Here is a 24,668-nt window from a genome sequence, read left to right as displayed (position 1 = left end):
TCTTTGAGATTTCAAAATCTCCGTATATTTCTCCCCGATTAATTTTTTATTATGATCATTGATACATTGGATAATGCGGCGCTCTACTATGGTCTTGGGCCCAAATTCATTAAAACCTTCGAGTACCTGGCCCAAACGGACTTTTCCAAGCTGGAAAAAGGGAAATATGAAGTGGATGGAACAGACATCATCGCGATCGTGAATGAATATGAAACCATCGACCCGGCAGGGGAGCAGATGGAATCCCACAAAAAATATATTGACGTGCAATATATCCATAAAGGGAAAGAACTGATCGGGCACGACTTCATGCTGGAAAAAAAGCCCAGCAAGGCTTACGATGAAGCGTCCGACTATATGCTGTTTGCTGAAAGACCTTCTTTTTTCTCCCGCCTCGAAGCGGGTTATTTCGCTATCTTTTTCCCTACAGACCTCCACATGCCCAACCTGCGGGCAGACGGGCCTGAGCAGGTGAAAAAGGTGGTGATGAAGGTGAGCGTGAATTAACGGACGGGACGAATTTTTTCGCAAAATAAAAGCGGGCTGTTACCAAAAGTTGCAGCCCGCTTTGCATTACTTAACAAGCGTTTAACGCCGGAATACCTGTTTGTTGAAGTATATTCGGGACTCAGAACATTTCTCCATAGCTCAGGATGTCATCTTATTAACGAATAAGTTATTCTTTTGCCGCCCTGAGTGGCTCTTTCCGCCAACAAACGTTTATGCATGGCCGTTACATCCGGGCCCTCAATGATCTGACAACAATTACTCTCCATTTATTCATATTTCCCGGGTGTATGCATACATTGACATTTCCTCACCGGCATGTTCCGGTCAACACCTTCCTGTATTCACAGGAAGGTTTTTTTTATTCCCCGGCGAAGCGGTCAGGATCAGCGGCTGCGATCCTCTTCAGCCAAACCCTTACCAGCAGCAGCATCTGGCCGAGAAAGACGAGCGCCGCGCCAATCAGTACCCATACTTTGAATGTATTCAGCTCCACCGCCCACGTAAAGAAAAGCAGCAGGCAGATGTACATGCCCGCCCGGCTGGCCACCGAAATGGCCGCGAAAATCTTCAGCCGGGAAGCATACCCGGAAAGCACATCACGGAGGTTTTTCCCTTTCAGCACATTCATCGCCTGCGCAATGCCGGTAAGGTTGTGCAGTATCACGAAGCCTACAGCCCCGGCCAGCAGCAGGTTCAGGTACAGCGGTTTTTTATCCCCGTCGAACGCGTCGTAGTAAAAAACGAGGAACAGTGTGAGCGCGGCGGTTTCCAGTATCATCTGGAACAGTACGCTGCGGCGCACGGGCAGCTTGCGGAGGTATTGTTTCAGGTCTTCAGGACTTTTGTGCTGCCCTGCGCCCATGTTTTGCCATGCGGCTTTTAATTCTTCCATGATGTTGAGTTTACGTGTTTTTTGATCCTGGCGCGTATCCTGTTGAGACGCACGCCAACATTGTTTTCGGTGATACCGGTGATCTCAGCTATTTCGGCATAGCTCAGGTCTTCCAGGTAGAGGGCCATCAGCGCCTTATCCGCCGCGTCCAGCGGGGCGAGCAGCTCCAGCAGCCTGTTTTCTTCCATTTGCGCGGGCACCTCGGGCAGGGCAGGCATGTATACAATGGCCGGCCGCCTGCGCCTGAAATGTACCAGGGCGGTGCTCAACGCAATTTTGTAGATCCAGGTGGAAAATTTTGAACGGGCCTCATAGCCGGGAAGGCTCTTCCACAACTGGTATACGATCTCCTGGAACAGGTCTTCCCGGTCTTCGGGCGTATCCCTGTAAAGGCGGCATATTTTGAAGAGAATGCCTTCGTGTTCAGACAGCTGTTGCAGAAATTGCCTTTCGTCCATGATCATCAGTAATCGTTTCCCTGTTAGTTGCGGGAAAAGGGGAAAACTTACACGGCAAGCAAAAAAAAATCCCGGCTCAGCCGGGACGGTTATCTTATTTAGCGGTAAAATGTTTGATAGGCGTCAGTTCCAGCTTCCGGAACTCCACTTCCGCGCCTTCCGCCTGCAGGGCAATGCTGCCTTTGGTCGTAGTGATGTTGTAGCCGCTGTTCACCAGGTCTCCGTTCACCCACACCATGATCTTATTCCCCACGCATTCGATCACCATGGTGTTCCATTCGCCGAGCGGTTTTTCAGAATTGTCCGTCCGGTTCCTGACGCGGCGGGTGGTGCCGTCTACCACGCCCCATTTTTCTTTCGGGCCGCGGTAAACCTCCATGCTGTCTACCGTCACATCTTCGCCGATGCACCAGAAATCCCCGGCGTTTTGATGCATCATCTGCACTTCCAGCGATTTCGGGAACATGCCGTACAGCACGCGGGGAGTGGTGGCATGCACCAGTACGCCGCAGTTGCCCGGCTTGCCTGCAAAACGGTATTGGGCTTCCAGGCGGTAGTCGTGATACGATGCATCCGTGATCAGGTGGCCGCCGGGGGTGCCAAGGCTTACCAGCATGCCGTTGCGTACAATGAAGGGGTTGATGGCGCTGGTGTCCTTATCCATCGCGGGCACGTCCACATGCCAGCCGGTAAGGTCCCTGCCGTTGAAAAGACTGCGGCCCTGCGCAGAACATAACGTGGCGCTGCACAGCAGCATAGCGGAAAAGACAAATGTTTTCATATATGAAAGATATAAAATTTTCTTTCTATTTTGTCTGGCCCGGAAGGCCATGCTTATCATGTACACAGTATATCATTTTAAACGTCTATGAAAAAGTTATTTATTTTATTGTTCGCAGCCTCCGTTGCGAAAGCGCAGGAATGGAAGCCCGTACCGGGAAAGATCAGCACGCCCTGGGCGGAACAGCTGGATACGGCCAAAGTGCTGGCCGAATACCCGCGCCCCCAGTTCGTACGCGGCAGCTGGAAGAACCTGAACGGTTTATGGAATTATGCGCTCACGCCCCGTAATGCCACTGCGCCCGCAGCCTGGCAGGGGAAGATACTGGTGCCTTTCGCGATAGAGTCCTCGCTTTCGGGCGTGGGCAAAACCGTCGGGAAAGACCAGCTGCTCTGGTACCGGCAGATCTTCGAACTGCCCGCGGACGCCAAAGGCCGCAAAACGCTGCTGCACTTCGGGGCGGTAGACTGGCAGGCGGACGTCTACATCAACGGCCAGCTGGCCGGCACGCACCGCGGCGGCTTCGACCCGTTCTCCTTCGATATCACCCCTTATCTCAAAAAAGGCAAAAAGCAGGAACTGACCGTAAAGGTTTGGGACCCGACAGACGAAGGCCCGCAGCCCCGCGGCAAGCAGGTGCGCAAGCCCGAAGGTATCTGGTACACGCCCGTAACCGGCATCTGGCAGACCGTTTGGCTCGAAACAGTGCCCGGAACCTATCTTTCAGCCGTAAAACAAACGCCTGATATAGACGCACAAACGCTGACAGTAGCCACCACCGTGGTAAATCCCGCGCAGGGCGACAAAGTGCTGCTCAGCGCCTGGAAAGGCGGTGAAAAAGTAGCCGAAGCGGAAGCCGAACCCGGCGCCACGGCTGTCTTGAAGATCAGCAACCCCGAGTTATGGAGCCCTTCCAATCCTTTCCTGTACGACCTTAAAATGAGCATCGTGCGGAAAGGCAAAGCGGTAGATGAAGTGCAGAGCTATTTCGCGATGCGTAAGATATCCCTGGGTAAAGACGCACTGGGCATCCAGCGGATGCTGCTCAATAATAAGTTCCTTTTCCAATACGGCCCGCTGGACCAGGGCTGGTGGCCCGACGGGCTGTATACCGCGCCTACAGACGAAGCCCTGAAATTTGATGTGGAGAAAACAAAGGCCATGGGCTTTAACATGATCCGCAAACATATCAAGGTGGAGCCTGCCCGCTGGTATCATCATTGCGATAAGCTGGGGGTACTGGTTTGGCAGGACATGCCCAGCGGCGACCTGGGCAACCGCTGGGAGCCGCGCCCCGGCATTGTTGGCCGTGCCACAGAGCAGAAGCGCAGCGCCGAGTCTGAACGCAGCTACCGCGAAGAGTGGAACCTGATCATGGATGCGCTGCACAACGTGCCTTCCATTGTTGTTTGGGTGCCCTTCAACGAGGCCTGGGGCCAGTTCAAAACAAAGGAGATCACCGAATGGACCATGAAAAAAGACCCTTCCCGCCTGGTGAACAGCGCCAGCGGCGGCAACTTTGTACATACCGGCCACATGATAGACCTGCATAACTATCCCGATCCCGCCATGCCCGACCCCGAGATCTACGGCAAAACCGACCAGGCGATCGTGCTGGGCGAGTTCGGCGGGCTGGGCCTCCCGGTAGACGGGCATGTGTGGCAGCAAAAGGACAACTGGGGCTACCAGACCTTCAAAACCGCGCAGGAACTGTTCACCCGCTACGGAGAATACATGATCAAACTGGAAAACCTGATCAGATCAGGCCTTTCCGCCGCCGTATATACCCAAACCACAGACGTGGAAGTGGAAACGAACGGGCTCTTGACCTATGACCGCAAGGTGTTCAAGAACCCGGTAGCGTCTTTCAGCCGGGTGCATGAGAAGCTGTATCATGCGGGGCTGGTTAATATGCCATGATTTTGAGGGGAAGCGAAGCTTCCCCTCTGTTTTTAACGGGCTTACCCACATGTTTGCATCTCCTTCCGCCATCCGATTCATACCGGTCGTGTAACAACGCGCGGGCGGAATGGATGAATGTCAGTATATTTAGCCCCAACCAACCAAACTGGATAACTTTTTATGAAACGCAATTTTCTGTTACTGGCGCTTGCAGCCGCGAGCGTCTTTTCCCTGATAGAGAACCCTGCATTTGCACAGCCCAAACAGGCAGTGGCAAAAGCGGCACCGGGGGAGAAGTTTCCCGCAGACCCGGATGTGAAGATCGGGAAACTGGCCAACGGGCTTACTTATTATATCCGCCGGAACGTGGAGCCCCGCAACCGCGCCGTATTGTATATGGCCCTCAAAGCAGGCTCCCTCATGGAAACCGATGCACAGCAGGGGCTGGCACACTTCACGGAGCACATGGCCTTCAACGGCACGAAGGATTTTCCCAAAAATGAGCTGATCAACTACCTCCAGAAGGCGGGCGTGAAGTTCGGGGCGGACCTGAATGCGTATACCGGTTTCGACCAGACCGTTTACCAGCTGCCCATTCCTACAGACAGTGCGGCGCTGTTCAAAAACGCTTTTAAGATACTGGCCAACTGGGCGGGACATGTGAACATGGACAATACGGACATCGACGAAGAAAGAGGCATCATCGTTGAAGAAGAGCGCCAGCGCGGAAAAAATGCGCAGTCGCGCATGCAGAAGGAAGCCCTGCCGGTGCTCCTGTATGGCTCCCGTTACGCGGAACGTATTCCCATCGGCAAGCTGGATATCATCCAGAATTTCAAACATGAAGAGATCAAACAGTTCTATAAAGACTGGTACCGCCCCAACCTGCAATCCGTGATCGCGGTGGGTGATTTTGATGTGGCCGCCGTGGAGGCGATGATCAAGGAGAACTTCAGCGGGCTGAAGAATCCTGCCAATCCCAAGCCGCACCAGACCTACGGCCTGCCAGACAACAAGGAGCCGGTTGTGAAGATCATCACTGATAAAGAATTCCCCTACAACGTGGTGTTCGCCACTTACCGCCATCATGCCAAACCCACCCGCACCACTGCCGATTACAAAAGCAGCATGATCGTGGGTATGATCAACTCCATGATCGGCGCGCGCATGGTGGAGCTGAAACAAAAAGGCACTGCGCCTTTCGTGGAAGGGCAGCTGAGCTACGGCCCCTGGCAGGGCGGCATGATAGAAAACCTGAATGCGCTCTCTGTTGTAGCGGTTACCAAAGATGCGCAGGAGCTGGGTAAAGGGCTGGCCGGCGTAATGGCTGAAGCAGAGCGCATGGCGCAGTTCGGCTTTACCGCATCAGAACTGGAAGTAGTTAAAAAGAACACGGAAGCCGCCAACGAAAAGGCTTACAGGGAGAAAGACAAGATACCTTCCGCCAGCTTCGTGCAGGCTTACCTGAAAAACTTTTTGTCCGGCTCGCCCATCATCAGCACCGACGTGCGTTACAACCTCACTAAAAAATTCCTGGACGAGATCACGCTGGACGATGTGAATAAAGCCGCGAAGAAAATGCTGGCAAACGAGAACCTGACCGTAATGGTGCAGGCTCCTGAGAAAGATAAAGACAAGATCCCCACCAGCGCGCAACTGCTGGAAAGCCTGCGCAATGCCGGTAAAGGTCTTACCGCTTATGTGGACAATACCGTGAAAAAACCGCTGCTGGAAAAGAAACCCACGCCCGGTAAAGTAACAGGTACAGAGAAGATCGAAGGGATCGGCGTTACAAAGCTCACACTGAGCAACGGTGTAACCGTGTACCTGAAGCCCACGGATTTCAAGAACGACCAGATCCTGTTCTCTTCCTTCCGCCCCGGCGGCACTTCGCTGGTAGACGATAAGGATTACATGGCGACCAACTATGCAGGCAACATCCCCGGCGACGGCATCGGCGAATTTGACGTAACGCAGCTGCGTAAAATGATGGCCGGCACCACTGCCGCGGCATCCGCTTACCTGGGCGACCTGTACGAAGGTTACAGCGGCAGCGCATCGCCGAAAGACCTCGAAACGGCCCTGCAGCTGGTGTACGCCTACGCCACCAATCCCCGCAAAGACCCGGTGGTGTTCAAACAGAATATGGAGGACTTTAAAGTATACCTCCAGAATGCAGACGATGCGCCGGATAATGTATTCGGAGACACCATCACCGCTGTATTATCTTCCAACAGCCTCCGCGAAAGGAAACCCACGCTGGCCGAACTCGACCAGGTTAGCCTGGACCGTTCCCTCGAATTCTACAAAAGCCGTTTTGCAGACGCCACCGGCCAGGTCTTCGTATTCGTTGGCAACTTTGATGTAGCGCAGATCACCCCGTTGCTGGAAACCTACCTCGGCGGCCTGCCTTCCACCAACAGCGGCAGCAAGTATGTGGACCGCGGTATCAGGCCGCAGACGGGCAACATCACCCGCATCGTGAAAAAAGGCATTGAAGACAAAGCGCAGGTGAAACTTTTCTTCTATGGCACTTACGATTTTGCGCCGCAGACCAATATGCAGCTCAGTGCCCTCAGCGATATCCTGGAATTCAAGGTGCTGGAGCGCCTGCGTGAAAAAGAAAGCGGCGTGTACAGCCCGAATGTAGGCATCGGTTACGACAAGCAGCCATATGCCAACTACAGCCTCACCATTTCGTTCAGCTGCGCTTCCGCGAACGTGGACAAGCTGGTGAACGCTACGCTGGATGAGATCGAAAAGATCAAAAAAGAAGGCGCCACAGCGGTAGACGTGGAGAAATTCAAGGCAGAAAGCAGGAGGGCCATGGAAGTGAGCCTGCGTGAAAATAGCTTCTGGCTGAACTATCTCACCGGCAAGTTCAAGACCAGCGAAGACCCGCTGAGCATCCTCAAACAGAACGAGCGCCTGGAAAAAGTAACGCCTGAAAGCGTGAAAGAGACCGCGAACAAATACCTCAGCAACGCCAGCTACTTCAAAGCAGTGCTGGTGCCTGAAAAATAATTCCGCCGGCGAAAGCTGTGTGAAAGGGCTGTTTCAGTAATGAAACAGCCCTTTTTGATTAGATCACTGCTCCTTCTTCATTTCGTTGATCCACTGCACGATCAGTGCCACACCTTCTTTATGCACCAGCGTTCTGGCCAGCTCGGGCATGGCCGTGCCAGGTTCTGTGCTGTTCATCCGGTAGGTGAGGATAGAGGCGGCGGCGTTGCCGGGAACGATGTCGAAATCCAGCCCGCCTGCGCCGTTGCCTGCTGAAACGGGGCCTTTGAGAATGCCGAGGTGAGCGGGTTGCTGCTGGTCGTATTCAAGGAAAAGGCCGGTATTGTCCGCATCGCCGCCTTTGGTGTGGCAATGGGCGCAATTCACATCCAGGTAGGCGCGGGCGCGTTGTGAAATGGAATAATGCAGGCTGTCTGTCCACACGGGAAGCGCCGGCACCCGGCTGATGTCTGGCATGTCCTGCAAGATGCCGGCTGAAGCCCATTGCAGCAGCTGTTCTCCTTTGCCGTAATGCAGGTTCCGCGCTTTCGGGCCAATGGGCAGCAGCGTGCCGTTACTGGAATGGCAGCGTTTGCAATCGTTGGTGTTGGGCACCTGGTACAGGGTGCTGATGCGTTGCTGATGATCGTCCAGCAGGGTAATGGGCACCTGTTTGCCGGCGATCCATTTCTCTGCTTCGGTTTGCGCGGCGTTCCAAAGGTAGTTCATCACTTTCCATTTGCCGTCCTGCGGGTCTTTATGCAGCAGCCGCGTTTCTATCAGTACTTTGTTCCCCGCGGTATCGCGGTAGGAGAAATTTTTGATGATGAAAGTGCCATCGGGGAACTGCAAAGCGCCGCTGTCGCGGTATTGCATGCCCGTGCCTTCGGGCAGGGCAATGAAGCGGTCTTTGATGGCGTAATCGGTGAACAGCGGCGTGGCGAGGTCGTAGCGGTGCACATGGGCCTCCGGGCTCAGCTGGCTGAGCTTTCCTTTGAAGAAGCCGTAGTCCGACAGTTTTTCCAGGAAGCCGGAAGTAGTTGCAGGCTTTTTGGGCCTGCAACTGTATAGGGTAGTCATAGCCAGGATCAATACGATCACATATCTCATCACGATAGATTATTTACAGGTAAATGCCGTCATGTCCGTTCCGGGGCTCCATTGCGGCTTGCCCATGTTCAGCGCGTCCACGTTCACGAATAAGTTGCTGCCGGTTTGTTTGATGCATATGGAATCCGGGTTAGTGGCTTTCTCCCGCGTGAGCACATTGGTGGAGATACCGTCGTACACGATCAGCGGGATGCGCTGTTTCATCGCCTGCTCGATGGCCACGAGTATTTTGCCGGTGTGATGGGTGAATACCGGCTCCGGGAAGCTGGTGCCCATTTCCAGCGTGTTGCCGTGTATCAGGATGTTTTTCGATACGGGGAAATAATTCGCGTTGATCTTTTCGCCCGCCTTGGCATCCACAAAAAAGCCGGATACGAGGATGATAGCGCTGGAGTTGTTGTTGATGATGCGGTTGTTGTACAGCTCCACGTCAGACGTAGCCTGGATGATCACCCCGCTGCCGGGCGCCGCGTTGCCCACGCCCCAGGTGGTGCCGAAGCTGCCCGATTTGGCGAAGTTCCTTTCGTTGTTGTCGTGTATGTAGTTGTTGTAAGCCTTCACATGCCCGCCGCGCTGGCTCAGGTCAGGCAGGTCGAAAATGAGGAAGCCGGCGGTGTTGCCGTAAAATTCGTTGTCGTAAACTTCCGCGTTGGTCGTGTTCTCGATCTCACAACCCGCAACGTTCTTGTAAGCTTTGCTTTTCCTTACAACGGCTTTGTTGGATTGCCCCACGTAAATGCCCGCATCAGATGCGCCTTGCGCGTAACAGTTCTCCACCAGCACATTGGTGCAGAGAACGGGATAGATGCCATAACCGCCGCTGGTGGAGTCGGAGGTGGACCAGATGGCGTGCAGGTTGGTGATGGTCACATTCTTGCTTTTATTCACTTTCAGCAGGTCGCCTTTGGAATCTTTGATGGTCATGCCGCTGATCTCGAAACCATCCACTTCGGCCACGCGGATGCCTTCGCCGCCCTGCGTTTGCCCGGAGAAGTCCAGCAGTGTTTTATCGGGCCCGGCGCCGGTGATGCGGATGTGTTTGAGCTGCACGAGGCTGAGGTTGTTGAATTTATACGTGCCTGCCTTCAGTTCCAGGCTGCTGCTGTCCGTCATGGTCAGGAAGGCTTCGGTGATCTTTGATTCTTCGCCGGGGCCGAAAGCCAGCACGGTCTTGAAACCGCCTTCTGTCTTCTTTTCGGGTGCGGCGCATGCGGCCATCAGCGCCAGTAACAGGATGGAGTATCTCATAGTGGTATGTTTTAAAAAACGTTGTAAGCGAATGTTGCATAATAGACTCCGCCAATGCCGGGACTGCCAAAGCCGGTGTAGTAGTATTTATTCGTCAGGTTCGTAGCGCCGATCTTGATCCTTGAGCGGGCCTTTGCCAATTTATAACTTACCTGTGCATCCAGCACTACATTGGCGTCTATCGTGCCGCTCGCGAAACCGATGGCGTAGAAGTACGCCGGGCGGTAACGGAGACTGGTGTTGAAAGAGAAAGCCTGTTGTTTGCCGAAGCCGGTATTGCCGAATTCTACATTGAATTTCCAGTTGGGAGTATTGAAATTATTGATCTGGCTGTTGTTCCTGTTCCTGAGAAAGTCTGAAGAGAAATTGGCTTTCGCCATGAAATTGCGGCTCAGGTCTACGCTCACGCTGGCGGCATATCCGTACGTATTTACCTTTTCTGCGCCGTTATATGCAATATTATAGGAAATATATTTACTGCGCTCCTTGAACGCTGTAATGTCGTCCGTTCCCGGCGTATTGGCCACATTCACATACCCGATGAAATTTTTCCAGGTGGAATAATACCCCAGCACATCCACAAGCACGCGGCGGGCAAACAGGCCGGAATATCCCAGCTCAAACGCATCCACGCTCTGCGGTTTGATGTCCCGGGGACTGAAACGCTCCAGCTTGGACGGGTCGTTGGTCTGCTGGTATGCTGCCACACTGCTTAGCAGGTAGGGCGGGTATTTATCGAACTGGTATTCGCCGTACAGCAGCCTGGCGGAGCCACCGGAGGCGTAGGAGTTATAATCCACCAGCGTGCTTTGCAGGCTCTGGATGTTGGAAGGGAAGCTGTAGGCGTTCTGGTAGGAGAAACGCAGGAAATGTTCCTTTGCGATCTCCTGCACGGCGGATACACGTGTGGTGATGCGGGGTTTGTCGAACAGGGTATTTTTGTCGTACCGGAAAGCCGCTCCGAGCCTCAGTTTATTTTGTATCAGCTTTTTGGACAAGTGCGCATAGGCGCTGTATTCGGCCACGTCTATCGGCCCGTCTGTATCGGGGAAAAGGGTGCCTTTGGAATCGAGGCGGTAGAGGCGGTAGTTGAGCCCGGCGATCAGTTCCACCCAGGGAATGAGCTTCGTGAAATTATATTGGAACTCGGTGTTGTAAAGCCTGCTCCGGTCCAGGAAAAGCGTGCCGCCCTGGGAGGTGGGAAGGCCGGCGATGCTGTCTTTCAGCCGGTTGAATGCCGCGCTGCCTGCTTCGGGCCTGCCCTGGTCGGCAAACTGGCGGGCGGCCCAGTGGGCGTTGTCAAGACTGCTGCCCGTGGCCAGGGCCTGCAGCAGGGCGCCGGTGTATTGCGGGTACCAGCCGTCCATGGTAGCGGGATTGAAACTGGGTTTCCAGGCTTCGTTCAGCAGCTGCATGGTGGGACTGGCAATGATGGTGTTGCCGGAGTTTTCTTTGGACGTATAGGCGCGGAGGAACCATTGTTCGCTCCTCAGTTCGGCGCGGTACTGGCTGATCTTGTAACCGGTAAGGGCATAACGGGTATCGTTGCTGTACACCGCATTGCCGCTGCCATACGTGCCGGATACGATGGCTTCCAGCCGTGGCCGGATCTTGTAACGTATTTCGGCGTTGAGCTTCAGGAGTTTCGCTTCGTTGCTGAGGTAACCGTATTCGGGGTAGCCGGTGCGGGCTACGTAGTTGGAGGGTTTGGCCAGCAAGGGGTCTATAATAGGCGCCAGCGACGGGTCCTGCGCCAGGGCGGCCTGCAGGAAAGGGTTGATGTCTACGGAAGTTTTGCTGCCATATGAATTCACGCCGTTGTAATTCGGGTCGGTATACCTGGTGCCGGGGCTGTTGGTGTTGCTGGTGTCCGTGGCCAGCCAGTCTTTAGCAAGGGTGTATTGCGCGTTGATCTTGAATGCGAGCTTGTCGTTCACTTTGTACGCCCAGCGGAGGGTCCAGTCGTAGTAGGGAGAGGGCCCCATCGGGTCGTTGCCTTTCCCTTTTTTTACGTGGTTCACGCCCTGCGTGACCTGGAAGCTGAGGCCCTGGTATTTGAAAGGGTCTTTGCCGGTCATTACCAGCGTGCCGTTCAGCCCGCGGGAGCCGTAGAGGGCGGAGGAAGCGCCGGAAAGCACTTCCAGGTTGTCCACATCCAGCTCCGTAAGCCCGATGGATGCGCCCAGTGGGAAGTTGAGGCCGGGCGCCTGGTTGTCCATCCCGTCTACGATCTGCGTGAAATTGGTATTGCCGCTGGTATTGAACCCGCGGGTGGTAACAGTGGTGAAGGTGAGGCTGGACGTAGTGATGTCTACCCCTTTCAATCCCTGCAACATATTATAATAATTAGTCTGCGCCGAATTGATAATGTCTTTGTTGTCGATCCGTTCAATGGTGACCGGTGATTCGATCTTCCGCTGCACGTGCCGGCTGGCGGATACGACTACCTCGTTGCCGAGGATGCTGGCGGGATCCAGGGTAATGTTCAGCGGCCCGGCGCCGGTTACTTCCATTTCTTTGGAAGCATACCCAATGGACGAAATGACGAGCGTAACGGGCAGGGCGGCGTGCAGGGTAAAACGGAAATTCCCCTGGTCGTTGGTATAGTCGCCATAGGGGGTATTTTTCGCTTTAACGGATACGGCGGGCACGGCTTCGCCGGTGGCGCTGTTGCGCACATTACCGGAGATCACATGCTGCGCGCTCAGGCTGGCAAGCCCGGAGAACAGTCCCAGGACGGTCAGTAGCATCAGTTTGGTCATAGTTCAGGGTAATTTTGGTTGGAATGGTAGCAGCGATATTAGGGAAAAGGGAGCTGCGGCGGGCAGGGGAACAGCCGCTTTGGGGTGAACAGGAGCAATTGCGGGGTGAAATCAGGTGCCTGGGGTGAACATGCTGCAATACCGCTGCCGGTAAGAGCGATGGCGATGGGCTGGCCTATCCGGTATCGCTTATGTACCTCCTGGTACCGGAGTACTATTAAAGGTGCTTTATCAACGCTTTAACTACGGGTTTAATACGGGTTTAATACGGCGTTAATAGGGGTGAGGCAGGCCCGGGCCCCGTCCCCATCCTGGTTTACATCTTGCTATTCCGCCGGGGCGAACCGCTGCAAAAATTCAGGCAGGTAAGAACCGGATACCGGTACATGCACCTCATCGATCCCTTCCATTACCACGAAGTGCCCTTTTGTGTGTTTTTTGAATAAAAGCACCTTGGAAAGGTTCACCATGTAAGAACGGTGCGCCCTTGTGAAACCGTGCCCTGAAAGTTGGGGTTCCAGCTTTTTGAGGGAGCTGCGGATCAGTTCCCTTTTCACTGCGCTGCCATTGCGGTAATAAAGATGAACGTAATTGTCTTCCGCTTTCAGCAGCAGCAGGTTGGAAGGGCAAAGCGTCATAGCCAGCTTGCCATATTCGTCGTGGATGTGCAGCTCTTCAGGGGCTGCGGATGGCGTGGCTGCGGGCGTCTTCGCGAGGTGCTTCAGCCGACCCGCGGCTGCCCGGCCCTGGAACCAGAGCAGCGCCATGGAATAAGGCAGGGCCATTACCCCGAAACCATATTTTAACGTATCGGTATACTCCGGCCAGGAATATTCCAGGTAGTCATGCATGCTTACATTCACGACGTTCACGATCAGCGCCACCAGCATCACTTCCCCGGTAAACCATGCCAGGAATTGCCAGTGCCTGAGCGGCTTTTTCCCCTTCAGCCTGATGAGCCCGAACTGGGAAAGGGTCATGCCCGCAATGCCGCTGAGGGAAAAAGCGCAGAACACGCCCGCTACGGAAAGCGGCCCGCCTTCATACCACTGGTTCATATTGAAAGGGGAGAAGATGTACATGAAAAGGAAGCTGAAGACCCCGCAGAACAGGATCAGGAAAACCCTGTTCCCCACAGGGTCCAGCAGCCGGAAAGGCGCATTGAGCCACCCGGGTACCGCCGCCTGGCCGTTCAATGGAATAGTGAGCGTGTTTTTCATTGCCGTGGATTATATGATTAAGGTAGAACTCTTTTTTGAATTACGGAACGCCGGGTATACCCCGTTCGATGACGTCGACGCACAAACTCTTTTATGGAATTTTCCGGCATCCGCATCTCACAAAAAAACTCCGCCATGTTCCTCACCGCATTGTTTATCACAACCCTCACCACCGGCAACATCGCCCTTCCGCAAGGCTACCAGCGCATTCCCCAGCCGGCAGGTTCTTTCGGGGAATGGTTGCGCAAAATGCCGCTCAAACCCGCCAACACGGTTTACCTCTTCAACGGCCGCCCCAAAGCCAACCAGTCCGCGCAATACGCTGTGCTGGACGTATCCGTTGGCCGGCGAGACCTCCAGCAATGCGCTGATGCGGTCATGCGGCTGTACGCCGAATATCATTACGCACAGGCGCAATACAGCCGCATCGCTTTTCGCGCCACAGATGGTACGCTGATGGATTACGAAGGCTGGCGTAAAGGAGACCGCTTCGTGTTATCAGGCAGCCGCCTCCTGCGTAAACGCAGCGCGCAACCCTGCCATACGCGGGCATGCTTTGAACAATATCTCCAGACTGTATTTTCTTATGCCGGCACGCTTTCCCTCCAGCGTGAACTGCAGCCCGCGGGCAACGAGGTCAATCCCGGCGATGTATTCATCCAGGGCGGCTCTCCCGGCCATGCGGTGATCGTGATGGACGTGGCGCAAAACATTAAAGGGGAACGGATCTTTCTACTGGCACAGAGTTATATGCCCGCGCAGGATATCCATATATTGAAGAATCCCGCCTCTTCCTCGCCATGGTACCACAATAAACCAGGGGAGGCCCTGCAAACGCCGGAGTGGGATTTCCCGGCCGGTTCGCTAAGGTCTTTTAAATAAAAAAGGCCGGTCATCAGACCGGCCGGTAAACGATATATTAAGCAAGCTTAATCGATGCGTTTTACATTAACAGCATTCATGCCTTTTCTTCCTTCCTGCAGTTCAAACTCTACGCGGTCATCTTGCTGGATCTCGTGGATGAGACCGTTAACGTGTACGAAAGTCTCTTTGGAAGACTCGTCGTGTTTAATAAAACCAAAACCTTTGGTTTCATTGAAGAACTTTACAGTTCCGGTGAATTTTTGTTCCATGTGTAAAAATTAAAAAATAAATGGCTACGAAGGTATGATTAATAATCTGTTACACCTAATTATTACAATAATAACCCCGCAGCCTTGCTGAGTAGTCGTTTACAGATGGGTAAATATGCATATGTGTTGTTTTCCGCGCTCCGGCTCCCATTTATTTTATTGTACCTTTGCGCAAGCTATATCGTATAATAATGACCAGAACAGGTGCGTACAACACGCTAAAGATCAAGAAGGAAACGGATTTCGGCGTATATCTCGACGGCGGCGGCGGCCAGGAAATACTGCTTCCCAAAAGGTACGTTCCCCGCGGCGCCAAACCCGGCGATGAACTGGAAGTATTCCTCTATCACGATTCCGAGAACCGCCTCATTGCCACTACGGACAAACCGCTCGGCATCGTAGGCGATGTGGTGAACCTCAAAGCGGTGGATGTTACGGCACAGGGCGCTTTCCTGGACTGGGGCCTGCTCAAAGACCTCTTTGTACCCAAATCGCAGCAGCTTTCCAAAATGGTGAAAGGGCAGGAATACCTCGTAAGGATCTATCTCGACGAGCTTACAGGCCGTGTAGCCGCCACCGAAAAGATCGATCCCTATCTCAGCAACGAGCACCTTACCATAAAAGAAAAAGATGTGGTAGACCTGGTGATCTACCGCCGCACGGATATCGGTTTTGTGACCATCATCAACAACCTGCACACCGGCATCCTGCATTACAGCGACCAGTTCAGGCCCATGGACATTGGCGACCGCTTCAAGGGTTTCGTCAAAGCCGTGAAGGAAGGCAACCTGGTTGATGTGGTGCCTGGGCAGAGCGGTTATAAAAAAGTGGAAGACGAAGCGGAGAAGATCATGCGGCTGCTGCGGGAGAACGACGGGTACCTGCCTTACCACGACAAGTCTGATCCCGAAGAGATCTACGCTTTTTTCGGCATGAGCAAAAAGACCTTCAAAATGACCACCGGCAGCTTATACAAACAGCAAAAGATCGCTTTCACCAAAACCGGCATCCAGCTGGTGGAAGGCGCATAACAATATTGTCCAGTATGAAAGATTTCAAACAACATTTCATCGTTCCCGCCCCGCCTGAAGAAGTATACCGCGCGCTCACTTATGCGCCCACGATCCAGCTGTGGACGGGCGATAAGGCCGATATGAGCACCGAGCCCGGCTCCGAATTTTCCCTCTGGGACGGCAGCATCGCAGGCCGCAACCTCGAATTCGAAGAAGGCCGGAAGATCGTGCAGGAATGGTATTTCGGGGAGCAGGAAACGCCTTCCATCGTTACCATCATCCTGCATCCGCACAAAAAAGGCACTTCCGCCGAGCTGAAACACAGCAATATCCCCGATGAAGATTATGACGATATCGTGGAAGGCTGGCGTGATGCATATTTCGGCTCACTCATCGATTTTTATGAAGAATAGGGGATTGATGAACGATATATGAAGACAGCCACTATCAACGAATTAAAGAAAGAGCTGGGAACCGTGCCGCATGCGCAGCTGGTGGAGCTTTGCCTGCGGCTGGCCAAATACAAGAAGGAAAGCAAGGAGCTGCTCACCTACCTGCTGTTCGAATCGCACAGCCTGGACGGGTACATCGCTTCCGTGAAAGAATTCATCGCGCTGGAATTCGACTCCCTTTCCACCACCCACCTGTACCATTCAAAGAAAACTTTGCGGAAAATTCTCCGGATCACGAACAAACATATTAGATTTACCGGGTCTAAACAGGCTGAAACGGAACTCCTGCTGTTCTTCTGCCAGAAAATGCGCCGCAGCGGCATCAAGATCGGCGCCAGCGTGCAACTGGCCAATCTTTACCAGCAGCAGCTGCGCAAGATCGAAAAAGCGATCGAAAGCCAGCATGAAGACCTGCAGTTCGATTACCGCAAACAGCTGGACGCCTTAACTTATATTTAATCTACCACAACGTATGATCTCCCGCAGAAATTTCCTTGAGATGACCCTGAAGGGCATCGTGCTCATTGGCGCAGGTAATACCCTGCAATCCTTTGCCCCCGCAGGTTTCACCCTGCCGTCCCGCAAAAAGGTGAGGCTCCGTTTTGCACTGGCTTCAGACGGGCATTACGGCCAGCCTAAGACCACTTATTATGAGAACCACCAGCGGATGGTAAAATGGCTGAACAAGGAGAAGAAAGGCCGCGGGCTGGATATGGCGGTGATCAATGGCGACCTCTTCCACGACGATGCCAAATTCCTGCCCGATGTGAAAGCAGCCTGGGATAAGCTGGCCATGCCTTACGTGGTGTCTCACGGCAACCACGACAAGATCGCGGAACCGGAGTGGCTAAAGACCTTCGGCACCGCCTGGCACCACGATTTCGAAAAAGGGGATGCAGGATTCATCGTATTGAATACCGCGGATGTGGAAGGGAAATATATCTGCCCTGACCTGGACTGGACCAGGGCAAGGCTGGAGATGTACGCAGGAAAAAAACACCTGTTCGTGATCATGCACATCACGCCCGTGAAATGGACGGAGCACGGGATCGACTGTCCTGAGCTGGTAGAGATGTTTTCCAAACAAAAGAACCTGAAAGCCGTTTTCCATGGCCACGATCACGCTGAAGACGGAATGAAGGAAAAGAACGGCAAGCATTATTTCTTCGACAGCCACATTGCGGGCAGCTGGGGCACGCCTTATTACGGTTACCGCATCGTGGAAGTGCTGGAAGACGGCGAAGTGCTTTGTTACCAGGTAAATCCAGAACAGAAGGAGCCCGTGAACAGTAATATTTTATCGGAAACTGCCTCAATTTTGACAAAATAAAGGGTGTGAAGGAATTCCTTTATACCTTATGCGTAGAAGTTTCCACGATATATGAATAATACGCGCGCACTCCGCCTCGTGCTTCTATGCCTGCTGCTCAGCGCAGGCGCACAGGCGCAATTACAATGGAAAGAAATAGAGCCCGGTATCTGGAAAGCCACTGCCGGCCAGCCTGAAAAGGTGACCCTCCTGGGCGTGGCTGATAACAAGGCCAGCAAATCCTCCCTGCAGGCCCTGCCCGCCGCAAAGTTCCCGCTGGCGGAAGCGGATATCGCCGTTACTTACCGCGACGGGAAAGTATATCTCCGTTTTCCCCTCGAAAGGGAAGAGCAGATCTTCGGGCTGGGTTTGAACTTCAAAACCGTCAACCAGCGCGGCCGGGTGAGCCAGCTGCATATGGACCACTACGGCGGGGAAGATAACGGACGCACCCATGCGCCCGTTCCTTTTTATGTTTCCAGCCGCGGCTACGGCGTGCTGGTGGATGCGGCGCGCTACCTGACCGTGTACGCCGGCACAGCGGTGCGCGTGGATACGAAGAATCCGCCTGTGCTGCACGACCGCAACGGCAACAAGGATTGGGATTCCCAGCCATATTCCGATGCGATGGAGATACTGGTGCCAGCCGCGGGCGCAGAGATTTACATTTTCGGCGGCCCCACCGCCATGAATGCCGTGCAGCGTTACAATCTCTTCAACGGCGGCGGATACCTGCCGCCCAAGTGGGGCCTGGGTTTTACGCAAAGGGTGCCGACATTATATTCGCAGACAGACATCCTCCGCGAAGCCTCCGAGTTTGAAGAACACAACTTTCCCCTGGACTTTATCGGCGTTGAGCCGGGCTGGCATTCCATGTCGTACCCTTGTACATTTGAGTGGGACAGCAAGCGTTTCCCCGATCCCAAAGGCTTCATAGACGGGCTGATGGCCAAAGGTGTGCGCGCCAACCTCTGGATAAACCCTTATGTATCGCCTAAGAGTTCGCTGTACCCGGTAATAAAACCCCTGTCAGGCACCCATACCGTATGGAACGGGCTGGTAGCGGATTTCACGTTGCCCGCAGCGCGGCAGGCATTTAAGGAGCATTTCATCAAAAATCATATATCCCTTGGCGTTAGCGGGTATAAAATGGATGAGAACGACGGCTACGACAACTGGCTCTGGCCCGATGTAGCCACCTTTCCCTCCGGTACCGCGGCGGAACAGATGCGCCAGGTCTATGGCCTCGCCATGCAGAAGATGACGGATGAATGGTTCCGCGAACAGAACCGCCGCACATATGGGCTGGTAAGGGCTTCCAACGCCGGCGCCAGCAATTTTCCCTATGTGATCTACAACGATTATTATTCCCACCCGGACTTCATTACCGCGCTGGTGAACAGCAGCTTCATCGGCGTGTTGTGGACGCCCGAGGTGCGCGCCTCCAAAAGTGCGGAAGAATGGGTGAGAAGAATGCAAAGCGTTTGTTTTTCGCCCATGGCCATGCTGAACGCATGGGCAGACGGCACCAAACCCTGGTCATTCCCCGAAGTGGAAAAGGCCGTGCAGGACGTAGCCATGCTGCGGATGCGCCTGCTGCCTTACCTGTATTCCACTTTTGCGCAGTATCATTTTGAAGGGAAGCCGCCTTTCCGTTCCATGAACCTCGTAGACGGCTTTGCATACATCCCGCAGGTATCCGGCGGCCAGCTGGACGCCACGCTGAACCCATACGAAGCCAAGATCCGCTCCGACCTGAAAGACCAGTACATGATGGGCGACAACCTCATCGTGGCGCCTTTCTTTGCGAAGCAAACGAGCCGCAAGGTGTACCTGCCCAAAGGCAAATGGTATGATTTCTACACCGGCAAACTGGCCGGGGAAAACGAAGTGATCACCATCACTGCCGAGCTGGACAAGATCCCGCTGTACGTGCGCGATGGCGGCCTCATCCCGATGATCCCCGCGCGCAGGCAGGCGCCGAAAACAGGAGAGGTACTGCCGCTCGAAGTGCGCGTTTACGGAACGGCTCACGGCTCCTTTGAGCTGTACGACGACGATGGCCTGACCTTCGATTTTGAAAAAGGCGCATTCAGCCGCGTGACCCTGAAGTCGGAAGCAGGCAAAGGCACGATGGGCAAGCCGCAGGCGGGCAAGCCTTTTGGGTACCAGAAGAATGTTACCTGGACGTTTATGACAAAATAATTTACTGTAAAAGATATCCTTACGGGCGCGGCAAATTTGCTGCGCCCGTTTTGTTTTGCTCAGCATCACCGGCTAAGCCCGTTACACATGGCAAACAACTTCCCTTCCAGGCACGGCATATATTGCTGCGCCCTTTGCCTGCATGCGTACCCGCTTGCCTGGTTTGCAAAGGCAACGGATATCCTTTACAGGCACGGCAGGAATGCTGCGCCCGTTTTTGTATACTCCTCCATAACGTTTTGCGGGAATTTAATTCGGGGCTACATGAATTTGTACCCCAGGCCGAAGGTCCAGGCCCATTTGTCGGTTTTGGCCATGTAGAAGCCAGGTGTCTGTAATTGCCATTTGCCGTAGTCCAGTCTTGGGGTCAGCCCAAGTTTAGGCTCGGCTTTGCCGTTGAAAATGAACAACGAGGGTACTGCTGCTACGCCAACCGCCCATTTGGGGGTCAGCCTCAGCCGGAGGCAGGGACCGCCTACGTTTACGGATACAATGTTGTTGCCAACGGTTACCGCGGCTGCGCCTTCGAGCCCGGCGGTGAAAGGGCGCTGTTTTTTAACAGTCGAATCTGATGTGTGGAGAGCGAGGATTAGGAGTATTGTTTTCATTCACCCAAAATAATGATCTAAATCCAAGTTTTATAGTGAAATTTTTGTGGTTCTATGTGTTTTTAATGATTTACGATGAAAATTTATGTGGATAGAATTATTTGTAATGTGTTTTTTCGGCGGGGAAAATTTACCTGTGCATCATAAAATTTATGCGGATTTAATTTTTATTGATATGTTTAAAATATGAGAAACATCCTTACCGCAGCGCTCCTGCTTAGCTGCACCAGCCTATTTGCCCAAAAAGCCGATACTTCAGATGGAAAATTCTACAGCCAGTCCAGCGCCACCCGCGCCCTGAAGATCGACGCCGCCGTTACCACCAGCCACGAAGTAACCATTAAAGGTCAGCGGGTTCCCTACAAAGTAACTGCCGGCTCCCTGCCCGTGTGGGACGATGACGGTAAAACCATCGCCGGGGTATTTTATACTTATTTTGAAAGGACAGGCGTGGCAGACCAGCCTTCGCGCCCCCTCGTATTCTCCTTCAACGGCGGCCCCGGAACGGCTTCCGTATGGATGCAGATCGGGTATACCGGCCCGCGCGTGCTGAAAATAGACGACGAAGGTTATCCCGTGCAGCCTTACGGACTGAAAGACAACCCGCACTCGATCCTCGATGTGGCCGATATCGTGTATGTAGACCCCGTGAATACCGGCTTCTCCCGCACTGCAGGCAAAGATGTGCAGGGCGCTAAATTCTTCGGTGTAAACCAGGATATCGAATACCTCGCCGAATGGATCAATACCTTCGTGACCCGTTATAAACGCTGGGCTTCCCCCAAATACCTGGTCGGCGAAAGCTACGGCACCACCCGCGTTTCGGGGCTTGCGCTGGAACTGATGAACTCGCAGTGGATCTACGTGAATGGCGTAGTGCTGGTGTCGCCCACGGAACTGGGCATAGAGCGCAACGGCCCTGCGGAAGCGGCTTTGAGGCTGCCTTATTACGCGGCTACCGCATGGTATCATAAAGCGCTGGCTTCCGATCTGCAGGCGAAAGACCTTACGGCTATGCTGCCCGAGGTGGAAACTTTCACCATCAAGGAGTACCTGCCTGCATTGGCCGAAGGCGGCTTTATCAGCGATGCGAAGAAAAAGGAAATAGCGGCTAAAGTGGCCCGTTACTCAGGCCTCCCGGAAAAAGTGGTGCTGCAGAACAACCTCGATATCTCCACCAATCTCTTCTGGAAAGAACTGCTCCGCGACCGCGGCTATACCGTAGGCCGCCTGGATTCCCGCTACCTGGGCATCGACCGCAGGGACGGCGGCGAAAGGGTAGATTTCAATGCGGAGCTCACTTCCTGGCTGCATTCCTTCACGCCCGCCATCAACATGTATCTCCGCGAAGAGCTGAAATATAAAACGGACCTGAAATATTACATGTTCGGCCCCGTATTCCCCTGGGACAACAATGGCAACCGCACCGGAGAGAACCTGCGGCAGGCCATGGCGCAGAACCCTTTCCTGCATGTGCTTTTCCAGAGCGGCTACTACGACGGCGCCTGCGATTATTTCAACGCCAAATACAGCATGTGGCAGCTGGACCCCAGCGGCAAGCTGAAAGACCGTCTCTCCTGGGAAGGCTACCGCAGCGGGCATATGATGTATCTGCGCAAAGACGACCTGGCCACCAGCAACGAACACCTGCGCGAGTTCATCCTCAAATCCATCCCGAAAGCAGGTCAGCCCGCGAAATACTGATCATCGCGCAAAACCGTCATTGCAACAAAGGCTGTCAATGCGACAAAGCCCGTCATTGCGAGGAGCAGTAAGGAATGCTATGCGGGAGGAAGCGCGACGAAGCAATCTCCAAACATAGGGGGTATCAATCCAATGCAGGAGATTGCTTCGTCGCCCCTCGCGCTTTGGCCCAGCTGCTTCTCGCAATGACGATTTTCCTTGCTTCGTTGCTCCTATTTCGGCTCAGCTGCTTCAAAACAACGTCAATTGCGCCGTTCCTGTAACAGGCTTATCTTCCCCGAAATTCGACAGCGTGATCCCCAGCAGCCTGATCTTCACATCGGCAGGATCGGTTTTCACCAGCAACTGCTTTGCAGTAGCCGCAATGGTTTCCAGGTCGTTGATGCCTTGCGGGAGCGATTGGTTGCGGGTGATCTGCCTGAAGTCGCTGTACTTGATCTTGAGGGTCACGGTCCTGCCTTTTAATTCATATTTCTGAAGGCGGTTGGCAACGGTCTGCGCTATTTTATCCAGCTCGGGATACATTTCTTCGAGGGTGGTGAGGTCGTGGGGAAAGGTGTCTTCCGCGCCTACGGATTTCGTTTCGCGGTGCGGCTGCACGGGCCGGTCGTCTTCCCCCCGCACGATTCGGTAGTAGAACCGGCCTGTTTTCCCAAAATGCTGCACGAGATCGTTTTCCGTGAGTTTCTTCAGGTCCGCGCCGGTGTGCAGGTTCATGCGTTTCATTTTGTCTGCCGTTACTTTCCCTACGCCGAAGAATTTTTCTACCGGCAGGCCTTCCATGAAGGATTCCACCTGCGTGGGCGCTATGAAAGTGAGCCCGTCCGGCTTCTGCATGTCCGACGCGATCTTGGCCACGAACTTGTTGATGGAAACGCCCGCGGAAGCGGTGAGCTGCAGTTCTTCACGGATAGCCTGTTTGATCTGCTGCGCGATGGCGATGGCGGAGCCGATGTTGAGCTTGTCTTCTGTAACGTCCAGGTATGCTTCGTCGAGGGAGAGGGGTTCTATGAGATCGGTGTAGCGGTGGAATATTTCGCGCACCTGCTGGCTTACTTCGCGGTAGGCGGCGAAGCGCGGGTATACGAAAATAATATGCGGGCAGAGCTGCAGCGCTCTTTTGGAAGGCATGGCGGAGCGTACGCCGTATTTACGGGCCTCATAACTGGCGGTGGCCACCACGCCGCCGCGCCCTTCAGGAGAGCCGCCTACGGCAATGGCCTTGCCGCGGTATGCAGGATTGTCCCGCTGCTCCACTGATGCATAAAAAGCGTCCATGTCTATATGAATGATCTTGCGGACGGACATGCATGCAATATACGCAACAATCGCAGCAGCGGGAGCAAAGGAGTTTTACCGGCCCTGGTACTTCGGCATCACGAACAGCTTCACGATAGTGTGCGCGATGGCAGATAATACCAGCGGGATCACGAGGAAGAGGCCTTGTTTCACCCGCGTGTCAAACACATCGATGACGGGCGATTCCCCCGTTCCAGCGTACAAGGTCGCTGCAATAAAAAACAGGATGCCGCAGATCCAGAGGGTGAGGTGCGACCAGCGGTATTTTTTTGAGTTGTAGCCGGATTTTCCGAAAGAGGTGAACAATAAAAAAACGTGGGCTACGAAAAAAAGGGCGGCTCCGGGCAGGAGCAAAGTGAGAGGCGTCATAGTGTATGGTGTTTAAGGATATGCTAAACAATATAATGAAAATATCATAAGCTGCGGTGTTTTAGCGTTATTAAATGCAAGTGGCTGATTGTGAATGCCTGTATGGCTGTCAACATTTATGGCCTGCGTTTTGTTTCTTATGGGTACAGTAAATTTCCGCATATGAAATGCTTGAAAATGATACCGTTATTCCTTTTGGTGCTGGCCGGTTTCCAGTGTTCCGCCCCGCAGCAGGTACAGCAGGCAGACGCCGGTAAGCTGAAGCAGCTGATAGCGGACAGGAACTATGTGTTCCAGGTGCAGACGGTGCTGCCCATGACCGGCCGCACGCGGCAGATGCAAGGGGATGGGTACGACGTAACCGTATCGCGCGATACGGTGAATTCTTTCCTGCCTTATTTCGGGCGCGCTTATTCAGCTCCTATGGACCCGTCCAAAGGCGGCATCCAGTTCATCTCCCAACAATTTGAATACGACGAAAAGCCCGGCCGGAACGGCGGATGGGATATCACCATCAAGCCGAAAGACGTGCAGGATGTGCAGCAGTTCTTCCTGACCGTATCCGAAAGCGGGTACGCCAGCCTGCAGGTCACCAGTACCAACCGCCAGCCTATTTCATACAATGGCATTATTACGGAAAGGCGGCCGCGCAAGAGCAAAAAATAACCCCTTACCCCGTCCTGTATATCC

At 53.8% G+C, this 24,668-nt stretch carries 22 protein-coding genes; 11 read left to right on the top strand and 11 right to left on the bottom strand.

Annotation, left to right across the window (positions count from 1 at the left end):
* Positions 1 to 51 precede the first annotated feature (51 nt).
* Positions 52 to 507 (top strand): YhcH/YjgK/YiaL family protein, encoded by a 456-nt coding sequence (locus R3I13_RS10615; protein WP_346317923.1) that lies wholly within the window; start codon positions 52 to 54, stop codon positions 505 to 507.
* A 361-nt stretch (positions 508 to 868) separates the two neighbouring features.
* Here R3I13_RS10615 and R3I13_RS10610 read toward each other — a convergent pair whose 3' ends face one another.
* From R3I13_RS10610 to R3I13_RS10600, 3 genes are all read right to left on the bottom strand, one after another.
* Entirely contained in the window at positions 869 to 1,402 is a 534-nt protein-coding gene (locus tag R3I13_RS10610; RefSeq protein WP_346317922.1) for a hypothetical protein, read from the bottom strand.
* Positions 1,390 to 1,860: a sigma-70 family RNA polymerase sigma factor gene (locus tag R3I13_RS10605; RefSeq protein WP_346317921.1), complete on the bottom strand. Its 471-nt coding sequence runs from the start codon at positions 1,858 to 1,860 to the stop codon at positions 1,390 to 1,392. The genes R3I13_RS10610 and R3I13_RS10605 overlap by 13 nt, the downstream gene beginning before the upstream one ends.
* A gap of 94 nt (positions 1,861 to 1,954) precedes the next feature.
* On the bottom strand, positions 1,955 to 2,641 hold the full coding sequence (locus R3I13_RS10600; RefSeq protein WP_346317920.1) for a DUF1080 domain-containing protein: 687 nt from the start codon (positions 2,639 to 2,641) through the stop codon (positions 1,955 to 1,957).
* 87 nt (positions 2,642 to 2,728) lie between these two features.
* Here R3I13_RS10600 and R3I13_RS10595 point away from each other — a divergent pair, with 87 nt between their 5' ends.
* Together R3I13_RS10595 and R3I13_RS10590 are read left to right on the top strand one after the other, a co-directional pair.
* Positions 2,729 to 4,561, top strand: a complete 1,833-nt coding sequence (locus tag R3I13_RS10595; RefSeq protein ID WP_346317919.1) for a sugar-binding domain-containing protein — start codon at positions 2,729 to 2,731, stop codon at positions 4,559 to 4,561.
* A gap of 162 nt (positions 4,562 to 4,723) precedes the next feature.
* Positions 4,724 to 7,567 carry an insulinase family protein gene (locus R3I13_RS10590; protein ID WP_346317918.1) on the top strand — a complete coding sequence of 948 codons (2,844 nt, stop codon included), beginning with the start codon at positions 4,724 to 4,726 and terminating at the stop codon, positions 7,565 to 7,567.
* 63 nt (positions 7,568 to 7,630) lie between these two features.
* Here R3I13_RS10590 and R3I13_RS10585 read toward each other — a convergent pair whose 3' ends face one another.
* The 4 genes from R3I13_RS10585 to R3I13_RS10570 all read right to left on the bottom strand — a co-directional run bounded on the left by R3I13_RS10585 (position 7,631) and on the right by R3I13_RS10570 (position 13,886).
* The gene (locus tag R3I13_RS10585) at positions 7,631 to 8,656 is read right to left on the bottom strand and encodes an SO2930 family diheme c-type cytochrome (protein WP_346317917.1); all 1,026 of its coding nucleotides are present in this window, start codon (positions 8,654 to 8,656) and stop codon (positions 7,631 to 7,633) included.
* 9 nt (positions 8,657 to 8,665) lie between these two features.
* Positions 8,666 to 9,904, bottom strand: a complete 1,239-nt coding sequence (locus R3I13_RS10580; RefSeq protein ID WP_346317916.1) for a parallel beta-helix domain-containing protein — start codon at positions 9,902 to 9,904, stop codon at positions 8,666 to 8,668.
* An 11-nt stretch (positions 9,905 to 9,915) separates the two neighbouring features.
* The gene (locus R3I13_RS10575; protein ID WP_346317915.1) at positions 9,916 to 12,666 is read right to left on the bottom strand and encodes a carboxypeptidase-like regulatory domain-containing protein; all 2,751 of its coding nucleotides are present in this window, start codon (positions 12,664 to 12,666) and stop codon (positions 9,916 to 9,918) included.
* A 326-nt stretch (positions 12,667 to 12,992) separates the two neighbouring features.
* Entirely contained in the window at positions 12,993 to 13,886 is an 894-nt protein-coding gene (locus tag R3I13_RS10570) for a LytTR family DNA-binding domain-containing protein (RefSeq protein ID WP_346317914.1), read from the bottom strand.
* A gap of 93 nt (positions 13,887 to 13,979) precedes the next feature.
* On the opposite strand from R3I13_RS10570, the gene R3I13_RS10565 reads away from it, so the two are divergent.
* Entirely contained in the window at positions 13,980 to 14,768 is a 789-nt protein-coding gene (locus tag R3I13_RS10565) for a DUF4846 domain-containing protein (RefSeq protein ID WP_346317913.1), read from the top strand.
* Between the two features lie 47 nt (positions 14,769 to 14,815).
* Here the strand turns inward: R3I13_RS10565 and R3I13_RS10560 are convergent, their stop codons facing one another.
* On the bottom strand, positions 14,816 to 15,019 hold the full coding sequence (locus tag R3I13_RS10560) for a cold shock domain-containing protein (protein ID WP_346317912.1): 204 nt from the start codon (positions 15,017 to 15,019) through the stop codon (positions 14,816 to 14,818).
* Positions 15,020 to 15,210: 191 nt separating this feature from the next.
* Here R3I13_RS10560 and R3I13_RS10555 point away from each other — a divergent pair, with 191 nt between their 5' ends.
* From R3I13_RS10555 to R3I13_RS10535, 5 genes are read left to right on the top strand one after another with little or no spacing between them, the layout of a single operon-like run.
* The gene (locus R3I13_RS10555; protein WP_346317911.1) at positions 15,211 to 16,050 is read left to right on the top strand and encodes a S1-like domain-containing RNA-binding protein; all 840 of its coding nucleotides are present in this window, start codon (positions 15,211 to 15,213) and stop codon (positions 16,048 to 16,050) included.
* 14 nt (positions 16,051 to 16,064) lie between these two features.
* A complete protein-coding gene (locus tag R3I13_RS10550) occupies positions 16,065 to 16,445 on the top strand; it encodes an SRPBCC domain-containing protein (protein ID WP_346317910.1) in 381 nt (126 codons plus the stop codon).
* A gap of 18 nt (positions 16,446 to 16,463) precedes the next feature.
* Positions 16,464 to 16,943, top strand: coding sequence for a hypothetical protein (locus tag R3I13_RS10545; RefSeq protein WP_346317909.1), 480 nt, complete (start codon positions 16,464 to 16,466; stop codon positions 16,941 to 16,943).
* Between the two features lie 13 nt (positions 16,944 to 16,956).
* Positions 16,957 to 17,814 carry a metallophosphoesterase gene (locus R3I13_RS10540; RefSeq protein ID WP_346317908.1) on the top strand — a complete coding sequence of 286 codons (858 nt, stop codon included), beginning with the start codon at positions 16,957 to 16,959 and terminating at the stop codon, positions 17,812 to 17,814.
* A gap of 51 nt (positions 17,815 to 17,865) precedes the next feature.
* A complete protein-coding gene (locus R3I13_RS10535) occupies positions 17,866 to 19,998 on the top strand; it encodes a TIM-barrel domain-containing protein (protein ID WP_346317907.1) in 2,133 nt (710 codons plus the stop codon).
* Between the two features lie 260 nt (positions 19,999 to 20,258).
* Here the strand turns inward: R3I13_RS10535 and R3I13_RS10530 are convergent, their stop codons facing one another.
* Positions 20,259 to 20,606 (bottom strand): hypothetical protein, encoded by a 348-nt coding sequence (locus R3I13_RS10530; protein ID WP_346317906.1) that lies wholly within the window; start codon positions 20,604 to 20,606, stop codon positions 20,259 to 20,261.
* Positions 20,607 to 20,792: 186 nt separating this feature from the next.
* Between R3I13_RS10530 and R3I13_RS10525 the strand changes: the two genes are divergently transcribed.
* Positions 20,793 to 22,310: a carboxypeptidase gene (locus tag R3I13_RS10525; protein ID WP_346317905.1), complete on the top strand. Its 1,518-nt coding sequence runs from the start codon at positions 20,793 to 20,795 to the stop codon at positions 22,308 to 22,310.
* 231 nt (positions 22,311 to 22,541) lie between these two features.
* On the opposite strand, the gene dinB is transcribed toward R3I13_RS10525, so the two are convergent.
* The gene (gene dinB / locus R3I13_RS10520) at positions 22,542 to 23,618 is read right to left on the bottom strand and encodes a DNA polymerase IV (protein ID WP_346317904.1); all 1,077 of its coding nucleotides are present in this window, start codon (positions 23,616 to 23,618) and stop codon (positions 22,542 to 22,544) included.
* Between the two features lie 45 nt (positions 23,619 to 23,663).
* Entirely contained in the window at positions 23,664 to 23,978 is a 315-nt protein-coding gene (locus R3I13_RS10515) for a hypothetical protein (protein WP_346317903.1), read from the bottom strand.
* A gap of 162 nt (positions 23,979 to 24,140) precedes the next feature.
* On the opposite strand from R3I13_RS10515, the gene R3I13_RS10510 reads away from it, so the two are divergent.
* A complete protein-coding gene (locus tag R3I13_RS10510) occupies positions 24,141 to 24,644 on the top strand; it encodes a DUF4251 domain-containing protein (protein WP_346317902.1) in 504 nt (167 codons plus the stop codon).
* The last annotated feature ends 24 nt before the right edge of the window (positions 24,645 to 24,668 follow it).

It is taken from the genome of Chitinophaga sp. YIM B06452, assembly GCF_039655965.1.
Taxonomy (GTDB): domain Bacteria; phylum Bacteroidota; class Bacteroidia; order Chitinophagales; family Chitinophagaceae; genus Chitinophaga.
The sequence above is the reverse complement of the archived record's forward strand: the minus strand, read 5'-3'. Positions and strand labels throughout refer to the sequence as shown.